Origin of the sequence: Pollutimonas harenae, assembly GCF_004153685.1 — a bacterium.
Classification (GTDB): Bacteria; Pseudomonadota; Gammaproteobacteria; order Burkholderiales; family Burkholderiaceae_B; genus Pusillimonas_C; species Pusillimonas_C harenae.
In genome coordinates this window covers 124,306-138,392 of record NZ_SDQD01000002.1, presented here as the reverse complement: position 1 = coordinate 138,392, position 14,087 = coordinate 124,306, and the positions used below count along the sequence as shown (strand labels likewise).

General features: G+C 55.7%; 12 protein-coding genes. 6 read left to right on the top strand and 6 right to left on the bottom strand.

Annotated features, from left to right (window positions below; all coding sequences use genetic code 11):
- Positions 1–4 precede the first annotated feature (4 nt).
- Positions 5–640 (bottom strand): outer membrane lipoprotein chaperone LolA, encoded by a 636-nt coding sequence (lolA, locus tag ERD84_RS07475; RefSeq protein ID WP_130039022.1) that lies wholly within the window; start codon positions 638–640, stop codon positions 5–7.
- Entirely contained in the window at positions 630–2,984 is a 2,355-nt protein-coding gene (locus tag ERD84_RS07470; protein WP_130039021.1) for a DNA translocase FtsK, read from the bottom strand. Before ERD84_RS07470 ends, lolA begins: the two co-directional genes overlap by 11 nt.
- A 44-nt stretch (positions 2,985–3,028) precedes the next feature.
- Between ERD84_RS07470 and trxB the strand changes: the two genes are divergently transcribed.
- The 3 genes from trxB to mnmH all read left to right on the top strand — a co-directional run bounded on the left by trxB (position 3,029) and on the right by mnmH (position 6,067).
- Positions 3,029–3,988 carry a thioredoxin-disulfide reductase gene (gene trxB, locus ERD84_RS07465; RefSeq protein WP_130039020.1) on the top strand — a complete coding sequence of 320 codons (960 nt, stop codon included), beginning with the start codon at positions 3,029–3,031 and terminating at the stop codon, positions 3,986–3,988.
- Entirely contained in the window at positions 3,975–4,751 is a 777-nt protein-coding gene (locus tag ERD84_RS07460) for a Smr/MutS family protein (RefSeq protein ID WP_130039019.1), read from the top strand. The genes trxB and ERD84_RS07460 overlap by 14 nt, the downstream gene beginning before the upstream one ends.
- A 203-nt stretch (positions 4,752–4,954) precedes the next feature.
- Entirely contained in the window at positions 4,955–6,067 is a 1,113-nt protein-coding gene (gene mnmH, locus ERD84_RS07455) for a tRNA 2-selenouridine(34) synthase MnmH (RefSeq protein WP_130039018.1), read from the top strand.
- Here mnmH and ERD84_RS07450 read toward each other — a convergent pair.
- Positions 6,064–7,041 (bottom strand): Bug family tripartite tricarboxylate transporter substrate binding protein, encoded by a 978-nt coding sequence (locus ERD84_RS07450; RefSeq protein WP_130039017.1) that lies wholly within the window; start codon positions 7,039–7,041, stop codon positions 6,064–6,066. The genes mnmH and ERD84_RS07450 overlap by 4 nt on opposite strands.
- Before the next feature lie 100 nt (positions 7,042–7,141).
- Positions 7,142–7,957 (bottom strand): IclR family transcriptional regulator, encoded by an 816-nt coding sequence (locus ERD84_RS07445; RefSeq protein ID WP_130039016.1) that lies wholly within the window; start codon positions 7,955–7,957, stop codon positions 7,142–7,144.
- A 153-nt stretch (positions 7,958–8,110) separates the two neighbouring features.
- On the opposite strand from ERD84_RS07445, the gene ERD84_RS07440 reads away from it, so the two are divergent.
- Positions 8,111–10,450, top strand: coding sequence for a cytochrome P450/oxidoreductase (locus ERD84_RS07440; protein WP_130039015.1), 2,340 nt, complete (start codon positions 8,111–8,113; stop codon positions 10,448–10,450).
- Positions 10,451–10,495: 45 nt separating this feature from the next.
- Here ERD84_RS07440 and tehB read toward each other — a convergent pair whose 3' ends face one another.
- Complete coding sequence (gene tehB / locus ERD84_RS07435; protein WP_130039014.1) at positions 10,496–11,071, bottom strand: tellurite resistance methyltransferase TehB; 576 nt, start codon at positions 11,069–11,071, stop codon at positions 10,496–10,498.
- A 422-nt stretch (positions 11,072–11,493) separates the two neighbouring features.
- Here tehB and ERD84_RS07430 point away from each other — a divergent pair, with 422 nt between their 5' ends.
- Positions 11,494–11,607, top strand: a complete 114-nt coding sequence (locus ERD84_RS07430) for a DUF4148 domain-containing protein (protein ID WP_130039013.1) — start codon at positions 11,494–11,496, stop codon at positions 11,605–11,607.
- An 8-nt stretch (positions 11,608–11,615) separates the two neighbouring features.
- Positions 11,616–12,344: a pirin family protein gene (locus ERD84_RS07425; RefSeq protein ID WP_130039012.1), complete on the top strand. Its 729-nt coding sequence runs from the start codon at positions 11,616–11,618 to the stop codon at positions 12,342–12,344.
- Between the two features lie 400 nt (positions 12,345–12,744).
- On the opposite strand, the gene icd is transcribed toward ERD84_RS07425, so the two are convergent.
- Complete coding sequence (icd, locus tag ERD84_RS07420; protein WP_130039011.1) at positions 12,745–14,001, bottom strand: NADP-dependent isocitrate dehydrogenase; 1,257 nt, start codon at positions 13,999–14,001, stop codon at positions 12,745–12,747.
- Positions 14,002–14,087 lie beyond the last annotated feature (86 nt).

Below are 14,087 nucleotides of genomic sequence, written 5' to 3'. Positions count from 1 at the left end.
AGGCCTACTGCATTTTGACGACATCGACACCGGCCGGCGGTGTGAAGGAAAATTCGTCAGCACCCAACTGAGGGTTGGCCACAATATTGTTCAGGTCTATGCGCGTGGTTTGACCAAAGGAATCGAGTAGCTCGAGCCGGGCCGGCATGGCGTCCTTGAAACCAATATCAACATGCGTGAAACCTGCATTGGCACCGCGCGGTTGAGCTCGCAGCCAGTCGAAGCCGTCTTTGGACGGCAGACTGGAAATGGTAAAGGCTTCTTCAAGCGAACCCGAACCAAATAAAATAGCCGCTGGCGACGCACCTATGGATTGATCGACGCCTCGTTCAGTAACTTGCGCCAGATCGGGATCGTATTGGTAAACTTTTTTCCCGTCGGAAATGATCAGTTGTTCGTAGGGTTTTATAACCGACCATTTGAATTGCCCCGGTCGCTTGAACGAGAACTGGCCTGACTGTGCAGGCTTACCCTGGCCATTTTGGCCCAGGCTTTGCTGGGTAAAGTCACCGGTGGCCGACTTTACCTGGGCGATGAACTGCTCGAGCTGTTCGGGCGCCTGCGCCGACCAGGCCAGCAGCGGGCTGACCGCCAGTGTGGCTGCGACCAGAAACTGCTTGAAACCAGTATTAATCTTCATTTGATCCACTCCCCGCCGGAACCAGAATTTCACGATTGCCATTGGACTGCATGGGTGACACCAGCCCGGCCTGCTCCATTTGCTCGAGCAGACGTGCAGCACGGTTATAGCCTATGCGTAGATGACGCTGGACCGACGAAATTGACGCACGCCGGTTCTTCAAAATAACCTCGACGGCCTGATCATACAGGGGATCGGATTCGGCGTCGGCAAACCCGGTCACGCTACCCACCCCGTCGCCGGTCTCGCCTTCTAGCGCACCTTCGAGCAGCCCGTCCACATAATTAGGTTCGCCCTGCTCTTTCAGAGAGTCAACCACCCGGTGGACCTCATCGTCGTGCACAAAAGCCCCATGCACGCGAACAGGCAAACCCGTACCCGGTGGCATATACAGCATGTCGCCCTGGCCCAGGAGTGTTTCAGCGCCCATCTGGTCCAGGATGGTGCGCGAATCGATTTTCGAGGACACCTGAAACGCAATGCGTGTAGGTATATTGGCCTTGATAAGGCCCGTGATAACGTCCACGCTGGGCCGCTGAGTAGCCAGAATAAGGTGTATGCCGGCGGCGCGTGCCTTTTGCGCCAGGCGGGCAATCAACTCTTCGATTTTCTTGCCTACCACCATCATCAAGTCAGCCAGCTCGTCGATGACGACCACGATCATGGGTAGCGGTGCCAAGGGTTCGGGCGCATCGGGCGTCAGGGAGAACGGATTGGGTATGGGTTCTTCCCGCTTGATCGCCTCGCGTATCTTATTGTTGTAGCCTGCCAGATTGCGTACGCCCATTTTGCTCATCAGTCGATAGCGTTTCTCCATTTCGCCCACACACCAGTTCAAGGCGTTGGCGGCGTGGCGCATATCAGTGACTACTGGCGCAAGCAAATGCGGAATACCTTCATAGACGCTCATTTCAAGCATCTTTGGGTCAATCAGGATAAGACGAACCTGCGTGGCATCGGCCTTGTACAGCAGCGACAGAATCATGGCATTGATCCCGACCGACTTTCCTGAGCCAGTTGTACCCGCCACCAACAAGTGCGGCATCTTGGCCAGATCGGCCACCACCGGATTACCAGCGATATCCTTGCCCAGCGCCATGGTCAGCATGGAGCTGCTGGCATGATACGTTTGCGAACCAATGATTTCGGACAGCTTGACCATTTGGCGCTTGGGGTTGGGTAGCTCCAGCCCCATCAGGTTCTTGCCAGGTATGGTTTCAACCACTCGTATGCTGACCAGGCTGAGCGCACGGGCCAGGTCTTTGGCCAGATTCACGATCTGGCTGCCTTTCACCCCAGTGGCCGGCTCGATCTCGTAGCGAGTAATCACGGGGCCGGCCTGGGCCGCCACCACCACGACACTTACCCCAAAGTCGGACAACTTCTTCTCGATCAGGCGCGAGGTGTACTCGATGGTTTCGGGGGAGACTGTTTCAAGGTTATCGACCGGCATATCAAGCAAGCTGATTGCCGGCAAATCGCCAGAACCACCGCCCTCGACGGTGGCGGTAAATAGCGTTTTTTGCTTTTCTTTTTCAACACGTGCTGATTTGGGTACTGTGGTGATGGCCGGTTCAATGCGCACCGGTTGCTCGTGGACCAGTTTTTCTTGCTTGGCCACCACCGTTTCGTCACGCTCAGCCTTTTTGACCTGGCCGACTTTGCGGTCATCGCGCGCCGTCTTGAAGTCGATGAGGCGGCGTATGGACTTTTCAATGGCTAGACCCACCCGCTCGGACAGATGCAGCCAGGAAAACCCGAAGAAGAGACTGGCGCCTACGGCCACAAAGACCAGCAGCAATATTGTGCACCCTGCTGTGCCCATGGCCAAAGCCATGCCGCCGGCCAATAGTTGCCCTAATTGGCCGCCTGCGCCCGCTGGCAAGTGAACGCCAAACTGTGTCATTTGCAGTGCTTCGGTGCCCATGGCGCCAACAAACAACAGGAAAAAGCCTATGCCCACTTCCCAGTGCAGCCTGGGCAAAGGCTCTTCTTTATTAGGTAGAAGAATGTGCGTGAGCCGATAAAAACCCAATACTACGCGTTGTGCCAGCAGCACAACCCACAGCCAGGCCGAATATCCGAACAGGAACAGAAGGAAATCAGAAATATAGGCGCCGAGCGTTCCGCCACGGTTCATGGTGGTGGTGGCGTGTACGGAATGCGACCAGGCAGGATCGGCCGGGTTCCAGGTGGCAAGCACCAAACCCAGCCAGGCAGCCAAGGCTGCAAAGACGATCCAGCGTGCTTCGCGAAGCAAACCTGACAGCCGGGACTGCAGGGGAGAAGGTCCGTTACGCACATTGCGTGAGGAGCGTGGGGATGTCGCAGGTAATCTAGCCATAGACTCATTATAATTGGGTGTTCACTTTTTTCGGATTTTCTGTAATGACGACTCCAAAACACGCCAAAGTACTGATTCTTGGTTCCGGTCCCGCAGGCTATAGCGCCGCAGTCTATGCCGCCCGTGCCAACCTGAATCCTGTACTGGTGACCGGCCTGGAACAAGGTGGTCAATTAATGACCACCACCGATGTAGACAACTGGCCTGCCGACGCCCAGGGCGTGCAAGGCCCAGACCTGATGCAACGGTTCCAGGCCCATGCCGAGCGTTTTAATACAGAAATGATCTTCGACCACATCGCCAGCGTTGATTTATCAAAACGCCCCTTTACCCTGACGGGCGACACCGGCACCCAATATACCTGCGACGCACTCATTATTGCCACCGGCGCATCGGCACAGTACCTGGGCCTGCCTACCGAACAAGCCTTCATGGGCCGAGGCGTATCCGGCTGCGCCACATGCGACGGTTTTTTCTATAAAAACCAAGATGTTATCGTGGTTGGCGGTGGCAACACCGCCGTCGAAGAAGCTTTATACCTGTCCAATATCTGCCGCAGCGTCACCCTGGTGCATCGCCGCGACAAGTTCCGCTCAGAACCCATCCTGACCGACAAACTGATGGACAAAGTGGCCAATGGCAACATGAAGCTGAAGCTATTTTATGAACTGGAAGAGGTATTGGGCGATCAAAGTGGCGTCACTGGCGCCCGCTTGCACAACAATCAAGATGGCACCACCGAAGACCTGGCGGTCAGCGGCGTCTTTATTGCCATCGGCCACAAGCCTAATACCAGCATTTTCGAAGGCCAGCTCAACATGGAAAACGGCTACATCATTACCCAAAGCGGTCTGAAAGGTCTGGCCACCATGACCTCGGTACCAGGCGTCTTCGCTGCCGGCGACGTACAAGACCACGTGTATCGCCAGGCCATCACCAGTGCAGGCACAGGCTGCATGGCCGCACTCGACGCCCAACGCTGGCTGGAGAATGCCGGCGAATAAGGCCGGGCGCAGTGGTCGGCAGGCTCCCGGGCTGGCCGACCTGAAGCGCCTGAGCAAAGAAGCGTCAAAGGCGGCAGAGTCAGCTCGAAAAAAAGCAGCGGCCGCGGCAAGAACTACTACCGACACGCGTCACCAGGCAACCGATACCGGCAATACAGGCTCAAGCGCCGTACCCATCCTGAGCGGCGACGACGTCCAGCTCTTTCGACGCACCATGAAAACCGTCACGCCCATCAGGAACTCGCAGCGTGTGGTGCTGTCGTCGCCGCCAGCAGCCGGCGCCGAACTCTTGCGCCAGCGACGTGAGCGCGCTGTAGGCCAAGAGCCGTCCCGGCTGCCGCAGGCATCCGACCACTACCGCCCTGCCAGGATAGATGACGACGATGCGCACTATCTACACCCTGCTCATGGCCCAGACATCATCAAGAACCTGAGACGCGGCAAGTGGTCCATAGATGCCAGCGTGGATTTGCATGGCAACACTCTCGACGAGGCGCGCGCACGGCTGGACCGGTTCTTGAAAACCTGTCTTGATCACCAGATAAAGTGCGTGCGCGTCGTGCACGGTAAGGGCTATGGCTCCAAGGGCGGCGAGCCCGTCCTTAAACAAACCGTACGTCGATGGCTGACTCAACTTGTTGCCGTCATTGCCTATGTTGAATGCCAGGAGCACGATGGAGGCACCGGGGCGGTACAAGTATTACTGCAAACGCAGTCGGACGAGCCCTATGCTCGGGAACGAAACAGAGCATCATGGAAATGACAAAAGCCGACGATTGTGTCGTCGGCTTTTGTGCGTTTGTATTTTTTATGGGACCTGCTACTTTCTTATGTACCGATTTATCGGCTATGCCCATGCAGGGCTTGTCTCCTCACCTGCATGGACCGAATTGTGCACCATAATCACGCGCATCACACTTAGGGAATGCACTAAGTTCATGCCTATTTAAACTATCGAGACCCTTGATGCGCATCCACAGCGATCAATACAAAGAGATTTTCCTGAACGATCTGCCGTTGATGGACATGCGCGCACCAGTCGAATTCAGCAAAGGCGCCTTCCCGCAAGCACTCAACCTGCCGCTGATGAACGATGAAGAGCGGCGGAAAGTCGGCACTTGCTACAAAAAAAATGGCCAGCAGGCCGCCATCGATCTGGGTAACAGGCTGGTGAGCGGCACACTGAAAGCCGAACGTATTGCGGCCTGGGCGGATTTTGCCCGCAAGCATCCTGATGGGTACCTGTATTGCTTTCGCGGTGGCCTGCGATCGCAAATTGCCCAGCAGTGGCTGAAAGCCGAGGCCGACCTCGACTACCCACGCGTTCCCGGGGGCTACAAGGCCATGCGTAACTTTCTGATCGAGACCATCGTAGCAGCACAGACAGAATGCCGCTTCATCCTGGTCGGCGGTTTTACCGGCACGGGTAAAACCGAGCTGCTGCTGCAACTGCCCAACGTCATCGACCTGGAAGGACACGCACATCATCGTGGCTCAAGCTTCGGCAAACACGCCACACCCCAACCTGGGCAGATCGACTTCGAAAATGCCCTGGCTATTGATTTTCTGAAGAAACGCGCTCAGGGTCATCAGACCTTTGTCCTGGAAGACGAGAGCCGCATGATAGGCCGCTGTGCCCTGCCCCAAGCGCTGCGTCAGACGCTGCAACAAGACCCCTTGATATGGCTGGAAGACAGCCTTGCCAATCGCACCGAACGCATATTGGGTGATTATGTGATTGATTTGTGTGCTGAATTCATCAGCCTGCATGGCGATGAGTCTGGAATCACCGCCTTTGCCGAGCACCTGCGGCTAAGCCTGCGCAATATTAGCAAGCGCCTGGGCATGGAACGCTATCAACGCCTGGCCGCCATTATGGATAATGCCCTGGCCGAACAGCAGCGCAGCGGCTCGGTGGATGGGCACCGTGGCTGGATCGAAGGCCTGCTTGCCGAATACTACGACCCCATGTATGCCCACCAGCAAGAAAGCCGGGCAGAGCAGATCGTATTCAGAGGTGATCGGCAAGCAGTGATGGAATACCTCCAAACCAGAGTCGGCGATCAGCGGCTGGCCTAGTCCAGCCTGATACCCAGTTCCTTGATCAATTTATGCCAGCGCTCAGTCTCGCTTTTTAACAGTGCGGCATACTCCTCTGGGGTATTGCCCACGGGCTGGATACCAAAGTCGACCAGGCGCTGATGGACCTCAGGCTGGTTCAGGGCAGCCACAACATCTTTGTTAAGAGCGGCTATGGTTTCCTTGGGAGTACCGGCTGTCGTCACCAAGCCAACTTGTGCGGCCGCAACTATGCCGGGATAACCCAATTCGGCAAAGGTTGGCACGTCGGGCAACTGGGCCAGGCGTTCGGGATTGGCCACAGCCAGAGGCTTGACCTTGCCCCCTTTGATGAAGCCGGCTCCAGCAGCAAGATCGACCATCATGATGGGCACTTGACCACCAGCCACGTCAGTCAGGGAGGGTGAGGCGCCCTTGTAAGGCACGTGCACCATATTCAGGTCCAGCTCGGCTTTGAACAGCTCCATGGCCAGGTGATGGGGGCTGCCGGCGCCTGCCGAAGCGTAGTTCATGCCATTTTTTTGGTCGCGCGCGCGTGCAATGACATCTTTGACGCTATTGAGTCCAGAGTCAGGATTGACCACGAGAATCATGGGAAAGCTGCCCAGCAGCGTAACCGGAGCCAGTTCTTTGTTTGGATCGTAACTAAGATCCTTGTACAAGGCGGGATTGAACACCAGTGTGCCATTATCGGCCGACAGTACGGTATAGCCATCGGGCTCGGCGCGGGTAACATCATTGGCAGCAATAGAAGTGTTGCCGCCAGGCTTGTTCTCGATAACCACTGACTGACCAACCTGCTTGGCCAGCGCATCACCTATGCTGCGAGCGAGAAAGTCGGATCCACCTCCCGCAGGATAAGGCACTAGCCAGCGTATGGCCTTTTCGGGATACTCCGCATTAGCAGCCGTGGCCCCCATGACCATAGGCAGTGATACCAGCGCTACTGCCACCATCTTCTTCAAAACAGACATATTATTCTCCGGGATTACGCGTACCTGAGTGTGTACGCGTAAACTATATACGCGCTGCGTAAACGTTAGGAATACAAAAAAACCCTACATTTCATAAGGTTTATGCCTGCCCTGTATATCCTAGCGCGGTGCTGATTTCCAGGCCTTCATGCTTCAAGGTCAGTGCAACCCGGCCTTTGGCCGAAACATCAAATGAACCGGTGGAGCCCAGCACGGTCAGCGCGGCAACCACACGGCCAGAGAAGTCATGTATGGGCACACTGATGGCACTGATCCCCTGTAAATTAGTGCCACGCACAATCGACATTCCTGCGACACGCACTTCTTTCTTGATAGCGGCAATGGGGTCAGCCGCCCTGCTCAGGCGCGCATGAGACCCCGCCATCTCGGCAAGCTCCTGTCCAGCCAGCTTTTCGACCAGGGTATCGTCGGAAAACCCCAAAAATACTCGGCCGGTGGCAGAGCGCAATAAAGGCAGGACCGACCCAACACGAACATTCAAAGTCACAGGCAGACTGGGTTCTTCAAAGCGTACGATGGTTGGCCCCTTATTGGCCATCACGGCGATAAAGCAGGTCATTTCAAGTGACTCACGCAAGCGGACCAGAGCGGGCTCGGCCACACGTAGCGGCTCAGCCAGCCTCATGGCCGCCAGGCCGATTTGAATGGCGCCCGCCCCCAGGTAGTACTGCAGTGAAATCGGATCCTGGGCGACCAAGCCTTCTTCCATCATGCTGATCAGATAGCGATGCACTTTGGCGGGATTTTCGGATATCTGCTTGGCCAGCGCCGTCAGGCTGGCCCGCCCCCCAAGACTAGCCAGGCCTTTAAGGACGGCAGCCCCGGTAGTCACCGCCTGCACGCGCTGGCGACGTCCGCGCGTATTGCCTGATATTTCGTCCTTAGCTGTTTTCATCGTGACCATAGCAGTAAAAAGTAGTAAGTATATAGATGGACAGTAGAATCTTTCATCTTTAAAAAATTACGCAATGCGTGCTAGCATTACGCAAATTATAGAAAGGAAAAGATGCCCTGTTTCATCAACAGGCCCCATCCCGGAGGACAACACATGACTACGCCACAACCCGCAACTTGCCCTGCAACCCAGCACGCCGGGCGTCCCGCCGGCACTTGCCCCATCCATCAGCAGGCGGCGCAGTTCGACCCCTTCCAGGATGCCTACATGGAAAACCCGTCAGAGTTTGTGCGCTGGGCGCGCGAACAAAAACCGGTGTTCTACAGTCCCAAGCTGGATTACTGGGTCGTCACGCGCTACCAGGCCATCAAAGATATTTTTCGCGATCCAATTACGTTCAGTCCCTCCAACGTACTGGAGCCTGTCGGCGAACCTTCGCCTGAAGCCGCCGCCATTCTTAAAGAATATGGCTACGCCATGAATCGCACGCTGGTCAACGAAGACGAGCCTGCCCACATGGCACGCCGACGTGCCCTGATGGAACCCTTTACGCCAGAACACCTGCGCAAGCACGAACCCACGGTGCGCCGGCTCGTTACCACAGCCATTGATGGCTTCATCGACGATGGCCGCGTAGACCTGATGCAAAAGTTGCTTTGGGATGTACCGTTTTCTGTCGCGCTGGAATTCCTGGGTATTGAAGACGATTCTGATCGCGAAACAATGCATCGGTTTTCCATTGCTCACACTATCAACGCGTTTGGCAGACCCACTCCCGAAGAACGGGCCAACGTCGCCCACACCGTGGGGCAGTTCTGGCAGTTTTCGGGTGAGGTCCTCGAGAAAATGAAACGCACGCCGGACGGCCCTGGCTGGATGCGTTACTCCATACGCCAACAGAAAGATTTTCCCGAGGTCGTGACTGACTCTTATCTGCACTCCATGATGATGGCCATTATCGTGGCCGCCCATGAATCCACCTCTTTTGCGTCCGCCAATGCCATCAAGCTACTGCTTGAACACCCGGAAAGCTGGGCCGACATTTGCAAGAATCCACTGCTGATTTCGCCTGCAGTGGAAGAGTGCCTGCGACATAACGGGTCCATAGGATCCTGGCGCCGCCGAGCTACGCGCGATGTTGAAATTGAAGGCGTAGCCATCCCTTCCGGCGCACGCCTGCTTCTGGTTGTATCGTCGGCCAACCACGACCCCCGCCAGTTTGGCGACCCTGACTTTTTCGATATACGCCGCGACAATACCGTTGAGCATCTTACCTTCGGCTTTGGTGCGCACCAATGCCTGGGCAAGAACATCGGTCGCATGGAAATGCAAATCATCATTGGCGAACTTTCGCGCCGCCTGCCTCATATGCGCCTGGCCGACCAAACCTACCAGTACGTCCATAATCTGGCTTTCCGTGGTCCACGTGGCCTGGTCGTGGAATGGGATCCTGCCCAGAACCCCGAACGTCACGACGCTGATGTATTGCATGCCACCCAAGAAGTGCGCCTGGGCGCTCCGCTGGCCAAGCACGTCGTGCGCGACCTGAAAATTGCCTCGGCACAACAAGTTGCCGACAACATTCTGCTGCTGCGCCTGGTATCGCCAACCGGCACATCATTGCCCCAATGGACGCCAGGGGCACATCTGGATATTGAATGCGGCAATACGGGGCTCTCGCGACAATACTCGCTATGCAGCGATCTAAACGACCACAAGGCCTGGGAAGTAGCGGTGCTGAACGACCCGGAAAGTCGTGGAGGTTCGTCCTGGATCCACCAGCATGCCAGGTCCGGCGCCGAACTGCGAGTCCGCGGCCCGCGCAATCATTTCCGCCTGAACGAGACACCTGCCGGACGTCTGTTATTTGTGGCGGGTGGCATTGGCATCACCCCCATCATGGCAATGGCACAACGCGCCCGAGCCCTGAATCTTGACTATGAAATACATTTCAGCTGCCGGTCCCGGTGCACCCTGCCTTTTGCACACGCGTTACAGCAAACCCATGGCGCGCGCTTGCATCTGCATATCAGCGACGAAGGCAAGCGCAATGATTTCGATCATTTGCTTGCCGGCCTGAAGGACGACACCGAAGTCTATGCTTGCGGGCCAAACCGCATGCTCGAGGCCCTGGAAGCCGCTGTGGCCCGCCGGGGTCTGCCTGACACATGTCTGCATATCGAACACTTCGTCAACAGCGTGACCATTCTGGATCCCGACAAGGAACACGCCTTTGACGTAGAACTGAAGAATTCCGGCCTGACGCTAACCGTAGCAAACGACCAGACTTTGCTGGATGTACTGCGCGCCAACAACATCGACGTGCAAAGCGACTGCGAGGAAGGACTATGCGGCGCCTGCGAAGTCGCCGCATTGGACGGCGATATAGACCATCGCGACAGTGTGCTCACTACTTCCGAGCGACGGGAAAACACCCGTTTGATGACCTGTTGCTCGCGGGCAAAAGGCCAGAAACTGGTGCTGGATCTCTAGCGAGGTGTTAAGGGCCCGCATATGCCGGCCACTTCGATGAGCGGGTTAAGTTGACGAGGCCGGCTTGCGCGCGAGCATGGTCGCAAATTGCAGCCGGGCACCATTGTGCATGGTGCCCACGTCTTCGTTGTATTTAACCAGCTCCCAGCCCGTGTAAGCGGCACTCAGTTGCCCCGGTTCAAAGGTAAACGGGAAATTCATGGGGCAGGGATAGTCTGGAGTATCCATGGCGCACACGATCAGGTTATACCCCCCGGCCCGAGTACGCCGCTGCATGTCGGTCAGCACTGCATCGACCCTGGATGGATCGATGAACATCAGTGTTACCGTGCAGGAAATGAAATCGTAGTCTGCGTCCAGACTTGCGTTACTGAGGTCATACACGCTGGGCGTGATGGTATCGATACCCTCCTGGCTGACAATGGACTGCAGCTGCCCGAGTGCAGCCGGGTTGACGTCAACCGCGGTAACCACAAAACCACGTTGGCCAAGGTATAGTGCATTGCGCCCGTTGGAGCACCCCATATCCAGGGCATCGCCGGGCTCGACGACCTGGCAGGCCGCAACCACTTCGCTATGGGCCGGGTTCAATCCATATTTTTGATTCAAATCTGCAGACACTTGTGTTCCTTATTTCATATCCTGGCAGTGTAGGCCGGCACCGCCCGATACATCCCAATAACCCTATTTCCGTCATCCCGCATTAATGCTTTGCGGGCCATTATGCAGGCCGCACATAGGATCGTGCCCCAATCCCTGGGAGAATTCGATTCTTACACTGTCGTGCCCGAGCACCTGAACTAAGCCGGCTGGTTCGTCAATCCACATAGACATCAAGTGGTCTACAGCAGCGTTCTTGGTTTGTATTTTCTGATTATTCCATTAATAAGAATAGTATGTATGCATTTTAACTATTTATTCATAAAGCAAGAAGTTTTAAAGTTACTACATTGACGGGATCAAACGTCAAGCCACTCGCCGAAGCCACCAAAATCTTTCCGCCAGGTGACCCAACTAACTTATTGAACCAAAGGATATACACCATGACACGCACTCAAATTTCCGCCAGCGATGCGCCCGTAACCCGGGCCCAAGTCCAGGCTGAATTGGCTGACGCCGTTAACAGCGGCTGGCTCTATCGTCATATCGAAGCGTAAGGTGCCGCATGATCACCTTACGCAAATCACAGGAACGTGGCCGGTCCGCCCATGGCGGCTGGCTCCAAAGCGCTCACACCTTCTCGTTCGGGGACTACTTCGACATCAAACACCAGGGCCACGGCAACCTGCGCGTCATCAATGACGACACGGTAGCCGCCGGAAAAGGCTTCGGTACTCATGGCCATCGGGACATGGAAATCATCAGCTATGTGCTTGACGGTGAACTGGCCCACAAGGACAGCATGGGCAACGGCGAGACGGGCGCGGCCAACAGCGGCATCATCCGCCCCGGCGACGTGCAGCGCATGAGCGCGGGCACCGGCGTCACGCATAGCGAGCTCAACAACCTGCAAGATCGCAGTACGCACTTTTTGCAGATCTGGATTCTGCCCAAGTTCAAGGGTATTAAACCCGGCTACGAGCAAAAGCACTTTGACCGTGAGCAGCGCCAAGGCCGCTTGACCCTGGTCGCCTCTCGCACGGGTGAAAACGGTTCGGTGAGCATGAACGCCGATGCGTCTATTCATGCAGGGCTATTCGATGCGGGTGAACGCTTTTCCCAGTCGCTCGATCCGGCCCGCCTGGCCTACGTGCATCTGGCCCGCGGCAAGCTGACTGTCAATGGCCATGAGCTTGATGGCGGGGACGGTGCTTTGCTGGACGGCGAAACGGAACTGACGCTCGCAAACGGCGAGCATGCCGAGGTGCTGGTGTTTGATCTAGCGCGCGATTGAAACCTGACGTAGTCCGCTGTGTACAGGCAACGCCATTCTTCGCCAGTCATGCCCATTTAAGGGGCACTTAATGCTATTAAAGGCTATTCATGTGCATTTTTGTTTTCAATAGGTTGCCGATGTCGATGAAAATCTATTGCAAACCACATTAATACTTTTTCAGGATACAAACCATCAACCACCGCTATACCCATACTGCGATATTCCTGCACTGACTGGTGGGCCTGGGCCTGTCATGTACCTCACAAACAAGGTATTCGAGGTAACCGGGGATACCGTGCTGCGCCTCATTTAATGAGGTATTTCTGTGTATAGCCATAGACTGCTACAGACGATAAAAAACCCGCAAGCCTTTCAGCAAGCGGGTTTCGTAGACTACTAGGTACAGCTACAGACTAACTTACATGTTGTCGATCATGACCTGACCAAATCCCGAGCACGACACCTGAGTCGCACCTTCCATCAGACGGGCAAAGTCGTAGGTGACTTTCTTGGACAGAATGGATTTTTCCATGCTGGAGATGATCAGGTCAGCAGCTTCGGTCCAGCCCATGTGACGCAGCATCATTTCGGCGGACAGGATTTCGGAACCGGGGTTCACGTAGTCTTTGCCTGCGTACTTGGGGGCCGTGCCGTGAGTCGCTTCGAACATAGCGACGGAATCAGACAGGTTCGCACCGGGGGCAATACCAATACCACCCACTTGTGCGGCCAATGCGTCGGACACGTAGTCGCCGTTCAGGTTCAGCGTGGCGATCACGTCGTACTCGGCAGGACGCAACAGAATTTGCTGCAGGAAGGCATCGGCAATGACGTCTTTAACCGTGATTTCACGACCCGTTTTGGGGTTCTTGAATTTGCACCATGGGCCGCCGTCGATCAGTTCAGCGCCGAATTCTTTTTGAGCCAGCTCGTAGCCCCAATCACGGAAGCCACCTTCGGTGAACTTCATGATGTTGCCTTTGTGCACCAGGGTGACTGACGACTTGTCATTGTCGATGGCGTACTGGATGGCCTTGCGTACCAGGCGCTGGGTACCTTCACGCGATACGGGCTTGACGCCAATACCTGAAGTTTCGGGGAAACGGATTTTGGTGACACCCAGTTCCTTTTGCAGGAACTCGATCAGTTTCTTGGCGTTGGCGCTTTCGGCTTCGAACTCAACACCGGCATAGATGTCTTCCGAGTTTTCGCGGAAGATCACCATATTGGTTTTTTCGGGTTCTTTCACGGGCGAAGGCACGCCCTTGAAGTATTGAATGGGACGCAGGCAGACATACAGGTCCAGCTGCTGGCGCAGTGCAACGTTAAGCGAACGGATACCGCCGCCAACTGGCGTAGTAAGAGGGCCCTTGATCGAGACGACATAATCCTTGACCGCTTCCAGGGTTTCTTCTGGCAGCCAGACATCAGGACCATAGACTTTGGTGGACTTCTCGCCTGCGTACACTTCCATCCAGTGGATCTTGCGCTTGCCACCATAGGCCTTGGCTACTGCCGCATCAACAACCTTGAGCATGACGGGAGTAATATCTGCGCCGGTGCCATCACCTTCGATGTAGGGAAGGATGGGCTCGTCGGGGACGTTGAGCGAAAAATCGGCATTAACCGTGATTTTTTGGCCCGCAGCAGGGACCTTAATATGCTGATAAGACATGAATGCTCCAGTTTGCTCCGTAAGGAGTAGAAATCAGTCGAATGAAAAAGTGAATGCTAAGCGCGATATGCTCAGTCTTATATAAG